This window comes from Acinetobacter sp. YH12098 (assembly GCF_013419235.1).
Lineage (GTDB): Bacteria > Pseudomonadota > Gammaproteobacteria > Pseudomonadales > Moraxellaceae > Acinetobacter > Acinetobacter amyesii.
Genome location: NZ_VPAO01000056.1, coordinates 1 through 19,329, shown reverse-complemented (window position 1 = coordinate 19,329; position 19,329 = coordinate 1). Strand labels below are relative to the sequence as shown.

Sequence of the window (19,329 nt, the reverse complement as noted above, 5' to 3'; positions counted from 1 at the left end):
CGTTTGAAGGATAAAAAAAGAATTGGGATTCAGCCCCAGGTTGAAACTTAATACGAGATCAAAGGGGTCAATTTTACTTTGCCATTTGAAAGGTAAAAGGGGTCAATTTTAGAATGCCGTTGACACCGTCATTTGAATCAATGTCAGATCGAGTGAACGACCAAGTTACGCCTCACGATACAGCCAAAGGCACAGTCTGGGGCAGTAAAATCATCAGCATGATTGGACTTATTGTAATTGTGGTATTAGCTGTGGCTGTTTATGGGAAATATCAGCAGTACCAAGAACAGAAGCAACTACATTTACAACAGCTCATGCAAGAAAATGAAAATATTGTAAAAGAACAACGTAAAGCACAGGGGGATTTGCCCGATCGGGTGCTGTCTGAGCAAGGTAAAAGAAATCTATATGGCACAGGTTCAACGCAAGCTCAGTCTGTTGTTCAAGACACTGCGCAGGCACCTGCTTCAAGTGATTCGCCAAGGGCAGTAGAAAAAGCTCAGTTTAGTTGTGATGGACGACAGCATTGCAGTCAAATGCGCTCAAGAGATGAAGCTCAGTGGTTTATTAAGAATTGTCCAAACACGAAGATGGATGGTGATAATGACGGTATTGCTTGTGAGAATGATTCAAGGTGGTAATGGAAACATTCTCAATAAAAAAGCGCCATCAGGCGCTTTTTTATTTAAACAGATTTTTCACAAAATTGCATAAAGGCTTTGAGACCCGGTCCTTGGTATTTCTGACGATGTACCAACATGAATAATGGACGGGCAAGTTGCCAGAACGGCGTATCTAAAACCACCAATTGACCTTTTTCACGTAAAGGCTCAATCGCAAGTTTAGAAATACATGACATACCAAGACCACCTGCCACGATTTTTAAAATGGCTTCGTTATGACCCAAGGTTAAACGTATATTGGCATCTGGCAGGTCTTTTAAAATTGCGTTGTCAAATACTTCACGTGTGCCTGAACCTTCTTCACGTAAGATCCATTCCACGTTATCAAAGTCAGCTGCAGTGAGTGCACGATCCAGCTTCGCTAAAGGGTGCTCTGGTGAACAGCACACCGCAAGTTCATCGTCACGCCAGTGAATACATTGTAGCTGTGGCAGGTGGCATGAACCTTCAATTAAGGCCAAATCCAACTGAAATTGGTTTACCGCTTCAATCATTTGGCGGGTATTGCCGACTTGAAGTTGTAAATGTGCTTGAGGTTGAATTTGTAAGAAATCTGCCATGAGGTCTGGCATCAAGTAGTCACTGATGGTTAGGGTCGCGCCCAAACGCAGATCAATACTTTGTAGTTCGCCTTTGGCTGCTTGTTCAAAAGCTTCACAGCGCCCTAAAATTTCCAAAGCTTGTGGCAATAAAAAACGACCCAAGTCATTCAATTGCAAGCGTTTACCAAGTCGGTCAAACAGTGGAGCACCGAGACCATCTTCGAGGTCTGCCAATGCCATACTTGCTGCACTTTGAGTAAGTTTGACAGCATCACTGGCTTTGGTAACGGTACCTTCTTGAGCGACTGCTACAAAAACAGCCAACTGGCGTAAAGTCATGCGCATGAATCAGGCCTTAACATTTAAAAAATATTAATAAATTATGCTGTCATGCTAACATGAGCACAGTCTGTCACGCCACGTTCAAATCATGTCAATTGAAAAATTTAGCTTAGAAAAGGTTTTATCTGTACACCGTTGGACCAATACTTTGTTCAGTTTTACCATGACACGCCCTGCACATTTTAAATTTACCGCTGGTCAGTTCGCACGAATTGGTTTGAAAGTGGGCGATGAATTGGTGGTTCGTGCCTATTCTGTGGTGTCGTCCCCCTTTGATGAAACTTTAGAATTTTTCTCTATCGTCGTTCCTGATGGTGCGTTTACTTCAAATTTGCAGCATCTACAAGTGGGCGATGAGCTGTATTTAGAAAAAGTTCCATATGGTTTCCTTACCTTGGCGCGTTATCAGTTGCCATTGCCAAAGGACTTATGGCTGTTGGGAACAGGAACGGGTCTAGCACCATTTTTATCGATGCTACAAGACTTTGAAACGTGGTCTAAATACGAAAAAATTAATTTAGTCTACAGTGTGCGCACCGTATCAGAACTGGCTTATGTAGAGCGGATTCAAGAAATCGCTGAGACCTTTGGTGAAGGGCATACGGGCTTCAAATTTATACCTATTGTGACACGTGATCCAAATGCACCGCTGCATGACCGTTTACCAGTTTTAATTGAAAATGGCGAGTTAGAACAGGCGGCAGGCTTAGCGTTTAATGTGGAAACGACGCATGTCATGTTGTGTGGTAATCCACAAATGGTTGATGACACCAAGGCGGCATTAAAGGCGCGTGGTTTGACTATGAACCGTCGTGGTGAAGGCAATATTGCTGTAGAAAATTATTGGTAATCTGCCATGAAAAAAAGCTCATCGATGGATGAGCTTTTTATTTTCGGAAATTAAATAACTGATGTTACGCATGCAAAAGTAATTTTGCATTTTTAAAATGATTTTTAAGCCAATTCGACGGAGTCTTACATCAAGGGAATGAATAAAGTGATTAGCCTTCGGCTGGAGGTACTCTTACGAAGCACGCTTCTCATTAGGCAAAATGAGAAGCGTGCTTCGCAAGGAAACCATCTTGCGGTGCAATCACCTCACCGACAAAACTCGTTCACAAGCGTCTAATTATCTAAAGTATCGCAAAAACATTTTTGATTAGAAGAAGTTCTATCTCAAACACTTGCGGATGACGTTACCGCGTATCGTACTTTTATTTGAATCAAATTACGCTTCTGATGTTACTTCGTAACATCAGTTAAATAAACGTTTTGATGTTAATGCAGAATTTTATTTAAGAACTGCTGCGCTCGTTCACCACGAGGAGCATTAAAGAAATCATCTTTGCTGCAGTCTTCTACAATTTTTCCTTGATCCATAAAGATCACTCGGTCTGCAACCTGACGAGCAAAGCCCATCTCATGGGTTACACACATCATGGTCATACCTTCTTTGGCAAGACCCACCATTACATCAAGCACTTCGTTAATCATCTCTGGATCAAGTGCCGAAGTTGGTTCATCAAACAGCATGGCAATCGGGTCCATACTGAGCGCACGTGCAATGGCAACACGTTGTTGCTGTCCACCTGATAACTGTGCAGGAAATTTAGCGGCATGCGCACTCAAACCCACACGATCTAAATAAGCCAAGCCTTTTTTCTTGGCTTCGGCTTCTGATCGACCCAAGACTTTAACCTGCGCAATGGTCAGGTTTTCGGTAATGGATAAATGTGGAAACAGTTCAAAGTGCTGGAACACCATACCGACACGACTACGCAATTTATTTAAATCGGTTTTTGGGTCATTAATGGAAATACCGTCGACTAAAATCGTACCGGCTTGAAAAGGCTCAAGTCCATTGACGGTTTTAATGAGCGTTGATTTGCCTGAACCTGAAGGTCCACACACGACAACCACTTCACCTTGTTTAATTTGAGTCGTGCAATCGGTAAGCACTTGAAAATCTTTATACCATTTACTGACATTTTGGAGGTCAATCATCGTTTTTTGATCGGTCATACACTTAACCTCCGTTGTAATTTTTTAACTGCATAGGTAGCGATCATACTAATAGTGAAATACACCAGACCGGCAAACAGAATGTATTGAGTTAACAATGACATGAGGTCGCCTCGAACATAGTTGGTGCGGAAAAAGTCTAACAGTCCGATGGCATATACCATGGTTGAATCTTGGAACAGAATGATGGTTTGCTGTAAAAGCAGTGGCGTCATTTTGCGAAAAGATTGCGGCAAAATAATTAAGCGCATCGCTTGGCTATAGCTCATACCGAGAGCATAAGCTGCAGAAGTTTGACCTTTAGGAATTGACTGAATCCCGGCACGGACAATCTCTGAAAAGTAAGCCGCTTCAAATAGCATGAAGGCCACAATACTCGACACGAGGGCAGTATCAATCGTCAGATAGTTACCTGTAATCCCTGTGTAGATAAAGGGTACGGCAAAGTAGAACCACATCAGCACCAAGAGCAAAGGAATAGAACGAAAAAGGTTCACATAGCCTTTAGCAAAAATATTAAATACTTTAATCGAGGACAGGCGCATCAACGCCAATAAAGTCCCAATAAAGACACCACCAATGGTTGCCGTGATCACCACTTTTAGCGTGATGCTGAAACCATGCCATAGTGCAGGGCCAGACGCTTGGAGGTCTTGAATAAAAGAACTGAGCCATTCCATTATTTATCTCCTGCAATTAAGCCAGGAACGCGTAGGCGTTTTTCCAGAAAATTCATGAAACCAATTAAACAGATGTTGATCACGATGAAAATAATGGTGACGTAGGTATAAATTTCGATGGTGTTTTGCGTGTATTCACTGATGGTTTTCATCTGTGAAATGATTTCTGCAACACCGACCAAAGACGCAACTGAGGTGTTTTTGACACAGTTGGTCAACTCAGAGCTGAGGGGTGGCAAAATCGTGCGGAATGACTGCGGTAAGATCACATAGCGGTAAAGTTGAGCCGTGCTAAATCCCATGGCATAACCTGCATTGGTTTGCCCCAAAGGAAGCGCTTCAATACCTGTCCTGACTTGCTCACAGACCCGTGCAGCTGTAAATAGACCCAAGCCGACACTTGCAGAAATTAGGGCGGTCGTATTTGCCCCAAGGTCATTCATCCACCAGCTTTTAATCGCAGCAGGGAGGAAGTTAGGTACAACATAGAACCAAATAAACAGTTGAATCAATAAGGGTACATTTCGGAAAATAGTCACGTAGGCAGTACCAATACCTCGTGCTACAGGACTCGGTAGGGTACGCATAATACCCAAGATGCTGCCGAGCACCATCGCAATGCTCCATGCCACCAAAGCGATGACAAACAGCCAGCCGATTCCAATTAAAATCCAATTCAGGTAGGTCGAATCACCTACACCAGTAGATTGGAACAGCACACCCCAATTCCAGCTATAATTCATAGGAACTCCCTATAATGAGCTTAAGCCAAAATCCGTTTGGCTTAAGCATCTTTAGAATGTTTAGGGAAAGTTATTCGTCACGGTCATGTGGATTGCTAATCAATGCTTTTAATTGATCAGACATCGGGAAATTCAAATTGATATTTTTTGGTGGAATTGGCGTTTGGAACCATTTTTTATACATGTCATTGATTTCACCAGAGCTATAGGTCGCTTTGATTGCATCATCAACCACTTGTTTAAAGCCAATATCGCCTTTACGTAGCATACAACCATAAATTTCTTGAATCGGTGCTGTACCCACGATTTCCCATTTATTTGGATCTTTGGCTTTCGATTTTTCACCCGCCAGCAAAATATCATCCATCATAAATGCCGCTGCACGACCATTTTGTAGCATGAGGAAAGACTCAGCGTGGTCTTTGGCAGAAATGACTTCACCAATACCTAACTCTTTTTCATGTTGACGAATATAACGCTCAGATGTAGTTCCTGCCGTGGTGACTAATTTTTTACCTTTAAGGTCAGCGAAGTCTTTAATCCCAGAGTTTTTTGCAGTAAGTAAGCGTGAACCCACTTCAAAGAAACCTGTTGAGAAATCAACTTGTTGTTGGCGTTCTTTATTGTTGGTGGTTGAACCACACTCTAAGTCGACGGTGCCATTAGAAACCAATGGAATTCGGTTTTGGCTGGTCACTAAGTTATAACGGATTTTTAAATCGGGAAGATTTAATTGTTTTTTTACTGCTTCAACTACTTTTAATTGAAGATCATGCGCATAACCCACAGGTTGGTTTGGATTATCTGCGATATATGAAAATGGAATCGATGAATCGCGATAGCCTAAAACAATCGTGCCCGATTTTTTGATCTTATCTAAAGTCCCTGAGTCAGAAACAGCAGCTTCACTTCCTGCAGCTTTATCCGTTGTAGGTGCTTTATTGTCACTACATGCGCTAAGCCCTAAAGTGAGCGCACTTGCACAGAACAAAGTTGCTAAATGTTTTTTTGACGTCATCGTTAAAACTCCTTTTACCCTGATTTAATATCCACTTTTTATGATCTTGTTACGTATTTAGTTTTATTGCTCTGTTTTTAAGAATGTTTCAACAATAAAAAAGAGATCATTTTCTACATCTTAGGTGATAAATCGAACAAGGCTCAAGCAAAATTTATTGCCGAATTGTTACTAAGAAATGGGATAAGTTATGAAGATTTTTTATAAGTAAATTTGTTATAAGCGATTGAATATTAAATGAATTATATTTATTGTGAAATAGATAATGAAAATAAAAGGGCATAAAAAAACCTCCAAATGGAGGTTTTCGGGATTAAACTTTAGTTCAATCTCCGTGTTAATGCACAAACATATCCATAAATTCACGAATTTCTTGAATCGCTGTGTCTACGTCGGAAGTCAACCAAGTCGGTTCAAAAAAGCCAGCATAATGCTCCAGTCGATCTTGGGGAACAACTAAGCGAATCGGGCATTCTTCTTCGAGCAAGCGCCAAGGAATAATAGGCACTTCATTATCTAAAAAAGCCGCAATATTTCGAATATCAATCACCATCGCATTGATGCATTCAGGGAATGGCATCACTGAAAACTCTTCAGTACGTCGGCGGAAATATTCCAAATCACCCCATTTCAACACATAACTTGGCTTACTAAATTCAATAATGCCAATAAGATGCTGATCACGAGTGTAATGAAGGGAACATTGATGAGTGACGTCAGTGTCAAGATCAAGCGTTACACCTTGTTGATGGTACGCCATAGATTTGATAACAGGTGAAAAATAAGGTGCATGATTATAGCTCATTTCATTCATCAAAAGCAGAGAATTCCATCTAGCTCAAAAAAGCATTTATTTTTGCAACACTTGATACTCTGAAAATGAATACGATTGAAATGGTACATTCATTTCATGCTCCGATATTTTTACCTTAGCGATTGATTTTAAATCTAAAAATCAGTCATCTATTTAAACAGCAAGACGGATGTAAATTGAACTGATCTTTCAAGTTACATGTTTTCACGGATTGTAATTGTTCTTCACACAATACAGGATATTGTATTGCTAGTATAAAAATTCAACTATGAACAACAAAATAGCGAGGGGAATATGACACACGATTTTAATAAACCACCCCATACCACCAGTACGGAAGAAACAACACAAAAAAAACGTATCCCTGTGTACATACTGATCTTAGTGGGTATCTTTTTAATCGCATTATTATTTTATATGTTTGCAGATATGAAACCTTCTGCTTCGGATGCACCGCCTGATCATCCTGCACCCAATGCACAAACTGCGACAGCCAATGATACGACTAGCGGTACAGCGGGGGATGAAGCTGTTGCTAATGATTCAAATACTGCAACTGCGACAGATCGTTGATAATAATTGATGATAAATACATGAGTCAGAGTTACATTAGTGCAAGATCTGAACCTTAAGTATCTCTTCAGAGTGACATAAATAAAGCCTTGGTTGTCCCAAGGCTTTTTTACATTCAATTGTGAGCTTTTGTTGGAGTTATGCATACTTTGGTTGATTAAAAAATACGCAAAAACTAAGGTGGAAAAGAAAGCTTAAGTTCAAAGCACTAATGCTGTGTGATATCGCGGCATACGTAAAAATGCACATAACAACAGATCATGTATAACAATGAGGGCGAACATATGAATGATTATCTGGGTGGTCCGCGTGGCCGTTTTGATGCCATGTATTATTGGGAACAGTTTCACCCCATTTTAAGTGCAGTAGCAATTCTCCTGATTGGTTGGGTCATTGCTTTATTGATTGCTGCTGGCGTCAAAAAAGTTCTGCAAAAATTAGGTACAAATCAAAAACTTTCAAATGCAACTGGGCACCGTTCCAATGTTGAAAATATAGTCTCCAGAGTAGTGTTCTGGATAATTTTGATCATTGCCGTTATTGGTGCGCTCAATGTGCTGAATTTGACCAGTGTCAGCGGCCCATTCAGTAATATGATTCAGCAGTTCTTATTATTTATTCCACAGCTTTTGGCTGCGGTAGCTGTAGGTTTTATTGGCTGGATTGTGGCGAGTTTGGTCAAAGTCGGTTCAAAGAAACTGCTTGATAAAACCCAACTCGATGAAAGACTCAGTTCTGAGGTTGGCGTCAGCCCAATCAGCCAAAATATCAGTGAAATTGTTTATTGGCTAATCTTGTTACTTTTCCTACCGATTGTTTTATCGATCTTGGGTTTGAACGGTCTCTTGTTCCCAATCCAAAATATGGTCACTGAAGTTGTTTCTTATCTTCCCAATATCTTTATTGCTGGTGTCATCGTCTTTGTGGGTTATATCTTGGCGAAGATTGTGCGAGGGATTATGGAAGGCTTGGTGAACAGTTTGAGTTTGCAGCAGCAAGTCGAAAAAGTGGGCATGTTTAAAAACGCAAAACTTGCTCAAGTTTTGGGTAATTTTGTCTTTGCTATAGTCATTATCACGGCTTTAATTGTGGCTTTCGAAGCACTTGGCATCGAGGCGATTTCTCAGCCTGCAACAGCCATGTTGCATGAGATCATGTATGCAATACCGAACATTATTGCCGCAGGTTTAATCTTAATCTTGGCCTATGTGGTGTCACGCTTTGTGGCACGTCTAGTGGTGGATGTAATCTCGGGTACTGGTGTAGATTCTGTACCAGAAAAATTAGACATTCAACGCTTTTTGGGCAATACCAAAGTGTCGGATGTGGTCGGTTACCTGATTGTATTTTTCACCATGTTGTTTGCGGTATCTGAAGCCGCTAACCGTTTAGGCTTTGAACAAATTAGTGCCTTAATTGCCATGTTTATCCAGTTCGGTGCAAGTATTTTACTTGGTGCCGTGATCTTGGTGGTGGGTTTCTGGCTTGCCAATATTGTGGCAAATGTGGTGCAACGAGGGGAATACAACAGTTCACGTTGGTTAGGTAATTTGGTTCGTGTGCTGATTATGGGCTTGGTTGTAGCCATGGGCTTACGTGCCATGGGTATTGCCGACTCGATCGTAAATTTGGCCTTTGGTTTAACCCTCGGCGCGGTCGCAGTTGCTTTCGCTTTGGCCTTTGGTTTAGGCGGTCGCAATCCGGCGGAACGATTGTTATCAGATCTTATCGATAAAGCGAAACGCGAAGCCAATGAACCAAATCCAGTACAGGAACAGGCGAAGGCAAAAACCACATTTAATACGACTACATCGTCTGCAGCGAGTCCAACGCCATCAACATCTGTGATGACTTCTGAAGTGAAAACAGATGATGGCTATCCAAACATTCAGCAAGCTGCTCCCGGCGTCAGTGAAAAAGAAACGGCCACGCCAGATCAGTTGGATGTAAACCCAAGTGATCAACCACAAAATAATCCATTTGGTTCAACTGGTGAGGCTGAAAAAGAGGTCGATGCACCTTCGGCACCCGTAACTCCGCCAAAACCGGATGACCCTAATTAACCTGTTCCGTCTTTACAAAAATCGGCCACGCTATAGGTGGTCGATTTTAATGCTCTATAAGGAATATTGTATGGCAAAAGCACCGAATAAATTTTTAGCCCCAGTGATTATTGCGGGGATCACGGTAGGTTTTTTGGCGAGCGCACGACGCTTTATTTTTGCAAAATCAAAACGCACTGATTTGGAGCAGGTAGAGCAATTACCGTCTAATAGTGAAAATAATAATACCAATCAGTTTAAAAAAAATGATTGAAATTTACCCGAAAATTGGTATTTTAAGTAATAGTGATATATGGAATATTACTTAAAATATAAAAACTTAGGATTCATATTGCTGTCATGAATGACACTTATGATCCGTGCAAAGGAATGGCAAAATGGGGGTAATTTCAATGCTCAATACTTTAGTATCGACACTCAAACAAACCGCAAGCGTGCAACCACAACATATTTCAGTTGCCATTGAAAAAATGGATATGACAATTCAACGAACTTCGTCGTCGTCAGTATCATTATTTAAAACCGACTATCTTGAATAAGTCAGATCGGGCAAGAAAAAGGGCTGAATGAATCAGCCCCTTTTTTTATGCAGAGATCTTCTGCAGGTTATATTTAATTAATTCTATGTCGAGATCAGACGTATTCAGAAGCTGCATGCGCAGAAGCCCATGCCCATTGGAAGTTGTATCCACCTAAATGACCTGTTACATCAAGTACTTCGCCAATAAAGTACAAACCTTTCTGTTTTTTACTTTCCATGGTTTTTGATGAGACTTCAGTGGTATCCACACCACCGAGTGTAACCTCAGCAGTACGATAACCTTCAGTGCCTGATGGTTTCACTTCAAAGCTTTCTAAACGGCTTGCAATGAGTTCTAGTTTTTCATCACTGATATTGCCAATGGCTAAATCAGCTTGTTCAGGCCAAATCAGATTTTGTAATTCCACAACCACGCTTTTCGGTAAGTGTTCATTGAACAGTGTACGCAGTAACACTTTGGGTTGACTGGATTTTTTAGATTTGAGGAAATCTAAAACATCTAAAGTTGGCAGGAAATTGATATTAAAACGTTGACCGACATCCCAGTAGTTTGAAAGCTGCAATGAGCTTGGGCCACTTAAACCACGGTGAGTAAAGAGTAAAGCCTCAGTAAAACTATTTAACTCATTCGATAACGTGGCTTCAACAGCATTGCCACTCAAGCGTGTGGTGACTTCTTTAAAACTATCTGAAAAGGTGAAGGGTACTAAGCCAGCGCGAGTGGGGTAGACGGAATGTCCGAATTGTTTGGCAATTTCATAGCCAATTCCTGAACCGCCTAATGTAGGAATAGACAGACCACCAGTGGCAATAACCACCGATTCTGCTTCAAAATAGCCTAGATTGGTTGCCACTTGAAAGCCTTGTTCAGGTAAGGCATTGACTGCTTTTACTTCACAGTTGGTTTTAATATCCACCAATCCTGTTTTGTCACATTCTGCCAATAGCATGGCGAGAATTTCTTTTGCACCATTTTGGGTAAATAACTGCCCATGTTTGCGCTCTTCGTACTCAATGCCATATTCGCAGACCATACCAATGAAGTCCCAGTTGGTATAGCGAGTTAATGCTGAAATAACAAAGTGTGGATTATGTGAAATATAATTTTCTGGTTCGACATACAAATTGGTGAAATTGCATTTACCACCGCCAGACATCAGGATCTTTTTGCCAACTTTATTGGCTTTTTCAACCACCAAAACTTTGCGTCCACGCTGCGCCGCTTTATATGCCGTCATTAAGCCTGATGCACCAGCACCTAAAACAAGGACATCATATTGATTTTGCGACATGGTAAGTTTCCGCGTGGAAGAAAGGACGCAGGATTATACGCTTTTTAGCGCTTCGGTTGAACCTTTCAGGCGACCTTGTAGGCCACCAGTATGAATCACTAAAACACGTTGATGGTTTGTAATCTGACCCCGCTCAATCATGCTGAAAATACCTCGCAGCATTTTAGCCGTATAGACCTGTTCTAATGGAATCGCATAGCGTTGCTCAAAGTCATGCATAAACTGTAAAAGTTCCGGCGTTGTTTTGGCATAGCCACCACAGCAAAATTCATCACTGATGCTCCAATTGGTTTTCTGCGTCAGCTGAGCAACATCGTCGCAAAGAAAATTGCCTTTGAGCGCTGAAAAGCCAAGAACATGTTGATGTTCAGCACTGGCTTCAATCAAGCCCGTTATGGTTCCACCTGTACCGACTGCACAGCAGATGAGATCAAAATTTTTTTGATTTTCATGGCTTAAGATTTCTCTACAGCCACGGATAGCCAATGCATTGGTTCCACCTTCAGGAATGACATAATGTTCGGGAAATTCCTGTCGTAATTGCGCTAAAGCGTCTGCTTGTTTCTGTTCTCGATACTGTTGGCGTGTGACAAAACTGAGCTGCATACCAAACTGTTCGGCGGTGGCTAAAGTAGGATTTCGGGCTTGATGTTGTAATTCTTCTCCACGGATGATGCCTAAACTGCCGAATCCAAATAAATGTGCAGCATATGCTGTGGCTGCAATGTGATTTGAATAAGCACCGCCAAAGCTAAGCACCTGTTTAAACCCTAATTTCTGCGCCTCAATAAAATTATATTTGAGTTTATAAAATTTATTGCCTGATATTTGTGGGTGTACCAAGTCCAAACGCTTAATACACAAATCAACCCCTTGATATTGAATAGTCTGCTCAGGAATGGCGTGGGCGATAGATTCAAACATGTTGGTAATCGTTATCTTGGTGGTTAGAGGTCAAATAGGTAGGCATTGTAAAACGGTAGGTGCGGAAGATGAAATCCTTTACATCTTGTTCAGCTCAACTTTACTTAACGCACTTCACTACCAGCATCCGCTAACTAGCAACATCAACAGAGGTCACGACAGACATACCGGGTCTTAAGTTTTCCAAACCTTGTTGATTGGGATCAATCGCAATTTTCACGGCAATGCGTTGCACGACTTTGGTGAAATTTCCTGTGGCATTGTCAGGTTTCAATACACTAAATTCAGAACCAGCCGCAGGGGAGATTTGCTCAACTTTGCCGTAAAATTTTTGATGTTTCATGCCATCGACGCTGAACCACGCTTTTTGACCAATATGCATATCTGCAATTTGCGTTTCTTTAAAGTTGGCAGTCACCCAGCGCTGCTGTGGAATCAAATACATCAGTTGAGTGCCTGCCGCAACATATTGACCAATACGCGGGCTGACTTCGCCAAGTTGACCATCCATAGGTGCCACAATCGTGCTGTAGTCTTTGGTGGTCACTGCCTGATCAAATTGTGCTTTAGCACTATTCACTTGCGCTTTAAGCCCTGTCGCTGCAACTTGTGCAGTTTTGAATGATTCTTTGGCAACCAGTAAATTGGCTTCTGCTTGATGAAGTTGGGCCAAACTATTTTTAGCGTCTGCAATCGCTTTATCTTGTTCTGATTTCGATGCAGCGCCAGTATTGCCGAGTTGTTGGTAGCGCGTCATTTGTGCAAGAGCTAATTCATAGGCCGCACGTGATTGGTCCACTTTCGCTTCGGCTGCCGTAATATCTGCTCTGCGTTGTTCAATGGCCTGGCTTTGATTGGCAAGTGAGTTCTGTGCTTGTTCCACCCCAGATTCAGCCTGTGTGACTTTTTGATCATAGGTCGTTGCATCGATATGCATAAGCACTTGACCTTTTTTCACATGATCAAAATCCGTCACCAAAACATCTTTCACATAACCATTAATTTGTGATGAAAGCACCGTGGTTTTGCCTTTGACATAGCTATTTTCAGTCGACTCGATACTGTTATGAAATGGACCAATCCGCCACACCCATAAGATCAGTGCAATTCCCAACAAGAGGATGATCAACATGAAAACCAGGGTACGCTGCGGCGTAGAAATAAGCTTGCTCGATGGCGCAGGCATAGCGGTTGCTGTTTGTGGTTGCTGTGGTGCTGCTTGCTCAGTGGGTTTATGGTCTTCGGTCATGTTGTTCTCAATATCAATTAGGTCATTTGGCGGTTGCTTATGTTGTTTAAGTCGGGAAAATTTTAACTACTATCCGTGCGTTGCTGTTGGCGTAATTGATATTTATTTTTGCCCATCAGCAATAAACCCCAAAGCAACAATAAAACGGCGAATATGCCATTTAAAAAAATCACATCGTTATAGGCTCGAACTTGGGCTTCTCGAGTGATGGTTTGATTAAGGCTACGTATGGCTTGTTGTTGATCTAAATTAGGGTCTAAAGAATATTGATGCGCACTTTGCGCCAATTGTTGTAGGCGCTGTTCGACTATAGGGGATGTTTGCGATAAATCATTATAAATCTGTGCCTGATAAGTTTGGGTACGCATTTGCTGGTAGGTCGAAAAGAATGATGAGCCGACGAGACCCCCAAAGGTCTGTGTCGCAGAAAACAACACGATAAACGTCACCATGTACGATGGGCCTTTTTGCAAAGCACTGACTATGCCTGTAAGCAAAAGTGGGCCAATAAACATGCCACTAGCAAAGCCCACCAAAAACTGACTCCAATAAAAATCATGCGGTCGAACATCACTGGTCAGGTGGTAATCCAGCGCACAGGCAAAGAGCACGAGACCTGCTGCACCAAGCAGATGAAGCACAATTTTTTCTTTGGAAAAGGTCAGGGCACTAAACACTGTACCTAAGACAATCCCGATCAGCACGACGGTATAAAAGGAAACAAATTGGTCGGGTCCCATGCCCATGGTTTTCAAAAAATTCACGGCTGCATAGCTTTGTTCTGACATGAGGAAGCGAATGGCAAAGGCACCGATAATAAAACTTACGGTCGACGATGTTCCTAGCCAGCGTGTGACAATAAGGGGATTGACCCGAAAATGTTCATAGGTCAGACCAACAACTAAAAGAATCAAAGCGGCGATGAGTAAATAGGCCAACCATTCAGCTTCAAACCACCAAAGAATCGGGCCTTGAGTCAACACGATACATAGCAAAGCAAAGCCGGGTGCCAATAATGCAAAGGTGAATAAATCCTGCTTTTCAAACACTTCGATTCTTAAACTGCGTGGCAATTTGAGTGACACCACCATTGCCAAACAACATAAGGCTAAACCTAATTCAAAGGTGTAAAAAATAGACCAATCGTTGACATCGACCAGATAGGGAGACATGATCCATGCCAACGGAATCCCCAACTGCTGAAAGCCTAAAGCCAGATATAGACCACGACCAAAATGAGCACGTTTAAAGGCTTGCATGATGTAATACATCCCAAGCGAACTGAGTGGAGCTGCAAGTAAGCCGCTAATCACCCGTGCAAAAATTGCCATTTCATAGGTATGGACAAATAAATGCAGCAGCATCACCGCGATAAATAATACCAAGCCAATTTCTGAAAATAGCCTAAGTCCATATTGTTGACGGGCTTTAAATAAGATCAGGTTAGAGCTGACATTGGCCATAACAAATGCCGCAGGAATCCATGCCGCTTCTGAAGGCGTTAAACCATATTCACCTTGTAGAAGGGGTAAATTTGCCGTGATAAATCCATTACTTAAACTCCCCGAGATCGCAACAAATAAACCGATAAAGAAGTATAAAAAACGCTTATAGGTCGGATGTGCAATCGCAGCAGGAGAGCCGGGCAAAGTCGGTTTTTCTTCGGGTGTCCAATCCGGAGCAGGTTCCAATAAACGCGGTGATTTGGACATGACGTGTTACCCGCAAATACCATGCAGTAAAAACTCAACGGCACGTTTGGCGAGTTTTTCTTGGTCTGCTTCGGTATGGCCTTGCAAAGCTGCCCGCAAAATGGAAGTGACCATGGCATAGTCCGCCGGTTTAAAGTCTGCTCGACAGCGACCATTTTGAATGGCCTGATCAATTATCGGTTGCAAAATAGCATCACGTCGTTGGTATATTTCAACCATGGCAGGATCATCCCGATCGATAACACGCCAATATTCCATTAAAGCCGTGAGATAGGGAATATTATAAATATGGTCTTGAATGAGGCGAATAAATCCATCATCGAACTGTGCATAATTAAGCGCACGCTGTTCAAGTCGGTTCAAGGCAGCTTGCATTAAGGCGATTACCAACTCACGACGGTCATTAAAATTACGATAAAACGTCGCACGTCCAACTTGAGCTTGATCCATGATGAGTTGTAGAGGCGCATTGATTCCGTGAATACGGAATACCTCAATCGCAGCTTCTAAAAGGATTTCACGATTTTGTGCAGCGAGTTGTTGACGTGTGGACATTATTCTTTGAAAGCATCATTTTAAATTTATCTAGATATTAAACGGACAAAAGTGTCCGAAGTAAAATCGTATTCGATAGCATTTTTGTAACTTGTCGTCTATGTAGTTTTAATAAAATGAATAAATTATTTATTGTTAAAAGAAATATTTTCTTATCATCATCAATCTACATCCGCATTCGTAAGACAGTCGAGACATAATTCCTGACAATTGACCCTAAATCGGCAGATAAATAAGGTGAATATCTGCACAAAAATGCTATGCTGAATTTATAAACAAGATAATTATAAAAATGGAGGGCATCCAATGAGCAAATTAAGTCGGGCTGTGTTGCCTATGCTGTGCCTGTGCAGTTTTTGGATGGTTGGTTGTGATACGACTGACGAATTGCATCGTCCTCAAAATGAACATCGCACCATGATTATTGGTGGTGTCCCTGTAAATGACCATGACTATAAATTGCCCCGTGAAGATGTTGCATTCAATGAAGCCGCTGCAGATGACGATTAGCAGATGGATCTGTAAAAAAATTAGGTGGACATACTGTCAGTACACGGTAGTGAGACGTGACATGTAAAGAGTCACAGATGCAGTGTGCTACGTCAGATGTGTGAACATTTTGAAGTAGACGTCTTACTTCTGCAGTTTAGTTTGTTGGATTAAAGCCTTACAAACATTTAAAAAGGCTCTGTACTCGCCCAGTATGCCCGAACTGGAATGAACCGTGGTTCAAATGCTTAAATCAGGTCAATCTATCAGGTCTATTTGCCAATTGGATGCCTGAATTTCTAAGTTATTTTGTCTAAGTTGCTGACTAATGCTATCGGCCTGTTTTTGTAAATCTGCCACTGCAATGGTTTTAATCCAACGGATTTCACTCGAGCTATAACGACCATTTTCACGGCGTGAGCTGTCGATTGCTTGTTGCAAGATACGATGCTGTTGGGTCAATAAATCACGTTCATTGAGGACCGAAAGCATGCAGCGTCCTGAACTGGTTTTAGCCTGTGCGTTGGTGGCGTGAATCTTTTCAATTAAGCCATAAAGTTCTGTATTTACGGCAAATGCTTCTTGAATTAAAGCATTTGGTTCTTCGCTAGGTGCATCACCTTCTTGAATGAGCACGTTGTTATTGATTCTTTGTTGCAGCGAGGCCAATTTTGTTTGTAAGTCACTGCGTAAAAGTAGGGCTTCAGCTAATTTCATTGTCTTGATATTAATTTGTACTTTTAACGATCATGCGATGGATTAATGCGGTATTCAAGTTATTTATAGTGAAAAATTTGGTCAATTAAAATAAACACTGCAAATTATAGGGAGAAATTCAGAGATTCTATCTGTAAAATTGCCACGAATTTAAGTGAAAACGGTGTGACAGTGGAATCATTTTGGATATTAGGCTCGATTGCGGCAGCACTATTACTTGGTGCAATGAGCCCGGGGCCAACGTCAATTTATGTGGCGAAGAATTCCATTGCGATTTCACGTAAACACGGTTTATTTACCGCTCTTGGTACAGGTTTCGGCGCTGCAATATTTGGGCTATTAGCGGTATTGGGTTTGCAGGCATTTTTATTGGCTGTACCTTCTGCTTATTTGGCTTTAAAAATTTGTGGTGGTTTATATCTGCTTTGGATGGCATTTAAAATTATAAAACATGCCAAAGAACCCATCGAAGCAGGCAATTCGAGCAGTTCGCAAATGTCACTCCGTCGTGCATTTACCACTGGTTTAATTACTCAGTTGTCGAATCCTAAAATTGCAATTGTGTTAGCCAGTATTTTTACGGCACTTTTACCGAAAGACATTCCGACGTATTTCTACTTTGTATTGCCAGTTTTGTGTTTCTTTATCGATGCAGGGTGGTGCTCATTGGTCGCTGTAGCTTTATCGGCAGAAAAACCCCGCAAAGTTTATTTGAAGTTTAAAGCGGGTTTTGATCGGGCAGCTGGGGCAGTGATGACAGTGCTTGGATTAAAGCTGATTTTGGGGATGAAGTGATTTACAGTTAAGGTGTAAAGAAATATATTAAAATACAATAATTTATTTTTGAATTTTAATATGTCTAATTACATTTCAGAACCTAATAAGCACATTGAAGACTACTTAGACTATTATTTCGATGGAAATAAGAATTTTGAATATGCTGTATTGTTGAATGGAGCATGGGGTAGTGGCAAGACATGGTTTGTAAAACAATATTTAGAAAAGAAAAAAGATCAGGGAAAAAAGATTTGTTATGTGAGTTTAAATGGTATTACTAAGACTTATATGATTGATGAAGCTATTTTTAAAAGTATTCATCCAATTCTTGGGAGTAAAAGTGCAAAATTAGCAGGTCAAATTTTAAAAGGTACATTGAAAGCAACAATTAGAGTTGATTTAGACAACGATGGTAAATCAGATGGAAATATCTCAGGTAGCATTCCCAATATTGATTTACCAGATTATCTAAAAATTAATGATAACTTCGTATTAGTTTTTGATGATTTAGAACGTTGTGAGTTAAAAAAAGAGGAAGTACTTGGCTATATTAATTACTTTGTAGAGCAGGAAGGAATTAAAACCCTTATTGTGTCGAATGAAGAAGAAATTAAAGATAATGAAGAATATACTAGAAAAAAAGAAAAACTTATTGGAGCAACTTTTTATTATATAGAGGATCAAGAGTTAGCAATTAGAAGTATTCTACATGAGGTTGAAAATAGAGATTTAAACAACCTGCTCACTTCAAATTTTGAATTAATAAAGCAAACTTTTAACCAAGTAGGCTATAAAAATTTACGATCTTTTAAGCAAGCAATTTTTGACTTTGAAAGATTTTATAAAAAAGAATATTTTTCTTATAAAGATTGTTTTGATCCTGACATTTTTAAAAAAGTATTAAAGGTTTTTTTAACACTTTCATTGGAAAATAAAAAAGGAAGATTTAAAGGAGAAATCTTAAAATTTAAGCTTGATGACAAAGAACCTTCGACCAATGAAGAAAAAAGGACTAGTGCTTTTCAACATCTTGTCAGCTATGTTGGTGAAGATGCACACGGTTTCCATAAAAAGTATCAAATGAATCTGAATGATTATATTTTTACTCAAAAGCTTTGGGATCAAATTCTGAATAAAAATATTATTTTAGATAAAATAATTCACGATGAGTTATATGAGTCATATTTTAGATTACAAGAAGAGTCACCCACTTGGTTTAAACTTTGGCATTATTTGGATTTAGAACAAAAAGAGTTCGAAGAACTAGTCAAAGAAGCAAAATTAAGTATTGAACATCAAAGTTTAACTAATGTAACAGATATTCTTCATACGGTTAGTATGTTGGTATATTTCAAAGAAAAAAGTCTCATTTTCTGCTCAATTGAAAGTCTATTAATGTTAGCAATTAGCCAATACAAAAAAATTGTAAATTTACAGGAAAATATTAAAAAATTTGGTTATTTTGATAAGTTGACAAAAATAACTAATCATGCGAAAAGGTTTTTTTAGTTAACAGATGTTCACACATGCCTCGGATTGTTTCTGTACCACTTAGTTTAGAACAGCGAGAACGACTCATTTTTCTGGCCAAAC

Annotated in this window: 20 protein-coding genes and 1 pseudogene; 9 read left to right on the top strand and 12 right to left on the bottom strand. The window is 40.5% G+C overall.

From position 1 onward, the window contains the following. Nucleotides 1-113 precede the first annotated feature (113 nt). Nucleotides 114-641: an excalibur calcium-binding domain-containing protein gene (locus FTU38_RS15475; RefSeq protein WP_180111765.1), complete on the top strand. Its 528-nt coding sequence runs from the start codon at nt 114-116 to the stop codon at nt 639-641. Between the two features lie 44 nt (nt 642-685). On the opposite strand, the gene gigC is transcribed toward FTU38_RS15475, so the two are convergent. Beyond that, the gene (gigC, locus tag FTU38_RS15470) at nt 686-1,570 is read right to left on the bottom strand and encodes a LysR family transcriptional regulator GigC (RefSeq protein ID WP_078191091.1); all 885 of its coding nucleotides are present in this window, start codon (nt 1,568-1,570) and stop codon (nt 686-688) included. Nucleotides 1,571-1,655: 85 nt separating this feature from the next. Between gigC and FTU38_RS15465 the strand changes: the two genes are divergently transcribed. After that, nucleotides 1,656-2,417, top strand: a complete 762-nt coding sequence (locus FTU38_RS15465) for a ferredoxin--NADP reductase (RefSeq protein ID WP_180021330.1) — start codon at nt 1,656-1,658, stop codon at nt 2,415-2,417. Between the two features lie 428 nt (nt 2,418-2,845). Here FTU38_RS15465 and FTU38_RS15460 read toward each other — a convergent pair whose 3' ends face one another. From FTU38_RS15460 to FTU38_RS15440, 5 genes are all read right to left on the bottom strand, one after another. Further along, complete coding sequence (locus FTU38_RS15460; RefSeq protein ID WP_078191089.1) at nt 2,846-3,589, bottom strand: amino acid ABC transporter ATP-binding protein; 744 nt, start codon at nt 3,587-3,589, stop codon at nt 2,846-2,848. Next, complete coding sequence (locus tag FTU38_RS15455; RefSeq protein WP_168378570.1) at nt 3,586-4,269, bottom strand: ABC transporter permease subunit; 684 nt, start codon at nt 4,267-4,269, stop codon at nt 3,586-3,588. Before FTU38_RS15455 ends, FTU38_RS15460 begins: the two co-directional genes overlap by 4 nt. Continuing rightward, nucleotides 4,269-5,012: an amino acid ABC transporter permease gene (locus FTU38_RS15450; protein ID WP_078191087.1), complete on the bottom strand. Its 744-nt coding sequence runs from the start codon at nt 5,010-5,012 to the stop codon at nt 4,269-4,271. The genes FTU38_RS15455 and FTU38_RS15450 overlap by 1 nt, the downstream gene beginning before the upstream one ends. 70 nt (nt 5,013-5,082) lie before the next feature. Further along, nucleotides 5,083-6,030 (bottom strand): transporter substrate-binding domain-containing protein, encoded by a 948-nt coding sequence (locus FTU38_RS15445; RefSeq protein WP_180064028.1) that lies wholly within the window; start codon nt 6,028-6,030, stop codon nt 5,083-5,085. 337 nt (nt 6,031-6,367) lie between these two features. Further along, nucleotides 6,368-6,790, bottom strand: coding sequence for a hypothetical protein (locus FTU38_RS15440; protein WP_078191199.1), 423 nt, complete (start codon nt 6,788-6,790; stop codon nt 6,368-6,370). 348 nt (nt 6,791-7,138) lie between these two features. Here FTU38_RS15440 and FTU38_RS15435 point away from each other — a divergent pair, with 348 nt between their 5' ends. The 3 genes from FTU38_RS15435 to FTU38_RS15425 all read left to right on the top strand — a co-directional run bounded on the left by FTU38_RS15435 (nt 7,139) and on the right by FTU38_RS15425 (nt 9,733). Continuing rightward, nucleotides 7,139-7,417 (top strand): hypothetical protein, encoded by a 279-nt coding sequence (locus FTU38_RS15435; RefSeq protein WP_111884899.1) that lies wholly within the window; start codon nt 7,139-7,141, stop codon nt 7,415-7,417. A 284-nt stretch (nt 7,418-7,701) separates the two neighbouring features. Continuing rightward, the gene (locus FTU38_RS15430) at nt 7,702-9,480 is read left to right on the top strand and encodes a mechanosensitive ion channel (RefSeq protein ID WP_180111762.1); all 1,779 of its coding nucleotides are present in this window, start codon (nt 7,702-7,704) and stop codon (nt 9,478-9,480) included. A gap of 70 nt (nt 9,481-9,550) precedes the next feature. Beyond that, nucleotides 9,551-9,733 carry a hypothetical protein gene (locus tag FTU38_RS15425; protein ID WP_180111760.1) on the top strand — a complete coding sequence of 61 codons (183 nt, stop codon included), beginning with the start codon at nt 9,551-9,553 and terminating at the stop codon, nt 9,731-9,733. Between the two features lie 380 nt (nt 9,734-10,113). Here FTU38_RS15425 and FTU38_RS15420 read toward each other — a convergent pair whose 3' ends face one another. The 5 genes from FTU38_RS15420 to FTU38_RS15400 all read right to left on the bottom strand — a co-directional run bounded on the left by FTU38_RS15420 (nt 10,114) and on the right by FTU38_RS15400 (nt 15,753). After that, nucleotides 10,114-11,313, bottom strand: coding sequence for an NAD(P)/FAD-dependent oxidoreductase (locus FTU38_RS15420; protein ID WP_180111758.1), 1,200 nt, complete (start codon nt 11,311-11,313; stop codon nt 10,114-10,116). Nucleotides 11,314-11,346: 33 nt separating this feature from the next. Then, nucleotides 11,347-12,237 carry a 1-aminocyclopropane-1-carboxylate deaminase/D-cysteine desulfhydrase gene (locus tag FTU38_RS15415; RefSeq protein WP_180111756.1) on the bottom strand — a complete coding sequence of 297 codons (891 nt, stop codon included), beginning with the start codon at nt 12,235-12,237 and terminating at the stop codon, nt 11,347-11,349. Nucleotides 12,238-12,367: 130 nt separating this feature from the next. Next, nucleotides 12,368-13,486 carry an HlyD family secretion protein gene (locus FTU38_RS15410; RefSeq protein WP_180111754.1) on the bottom strand — a complete coding sequence of 373 codons (1,119 nt, stop codon included), beginning with the start codon at nt 13,484-13,486 and terminating at the stop codon, nt 12,368-12,370. A gap of 62 nt (nt 13,487-13,548) precedes the next feature. Then, nucleotides 13,549-15,198, bottom strand: a complete 1,650-nt coding sequence (locus FTU38_RS15405) for an MFS transporter (protein WP_180111752.1) — start codon at nt 15,196-15,198, stop codon at nt 13,549-13,551. Nucleotides 15,199-15,204: 6 nt separating this feature from the next. After that, nucleotides 15,205-15,753 (bottom strand): TetR/AcrR family transcriptional regulator, encoded by a 549-nt coding sequence (locus FTU38_RS15400; RefSeq protein WP_180111750.1) that lies wholly within the window; start codon nt 15,751-15,753, stop codon nt 15,205-15,207. A 306-nt stretch (nt 15,754-16,059) separates the two neighbouring features. Here FTU38_RS15400 and FTU38_RS15395 point away from each other — a divergent pair, with 306 nt between their 5' ends. Beyond that, complete coding sequence (locus tag FTU38_RS15395; protein ID WP_180064033.1) at nt 16,060-16,263, top strand: NF038215 family lipoprotein; 204 nt, start codon at nt 16,060-16,062, stop codon at nt 16,261-16,263. Between the two features lie 237 nt (nt 16,264-16,500). Here FTU38_RS15395 and FTU38_RS15390 read toward each other — a convergent pair whose 3' ends face one another. After that, complete coding sequence (locus FTU38_RS15390) at nt 16,501-16,959, bottom strand: DIP1984 family protein (protein ID WP_168378581.1); 459 nt, start codon at nt 16,957-16,959, stop codon at nt 16,501-16,503. Between the two features lie 171 nt (nt 16,960-17,130). Between FTU38_RS15390 and FTU38_RS15385 the strand changes: the two genes are divergently transcribed. The 3 genes and pseudogenes from FTU38_RS15385 to FTU38_RS16970 form a co-directional block, all read left to right on the top strand. After that, nucleotides 17,131-17,754: a LysE family translocator gene (locus FTU38_RS15385; RefSeq protein WP_168378582.1), complete on the top strand. Its 624-nt coding sequence runs from the start codon at nt 17,131-17,133 to the stop codon at nt 17,752-17,754. Between the two features lie 60 nt (nt 17,755-17,814). Continuing rightward, nucleotides 17,815-19,245, top strand: coding sequence for a KAP family NTPase (locus FTU38_RS16920; RefSeq protein WP_257225738.1), 1,431 nt, complete (start codon nt 17,815-17,817; stop codon nt 19,243-19,245). Nucleotides 19,246-19,262: 17 nt separating this feature from the next. Next, nucleotides 19,263-19,329, top strand: a pseudogene (locus FTU38_RS16970) (helix-turn-helix domain-containing protein); the annotation flags it as partial.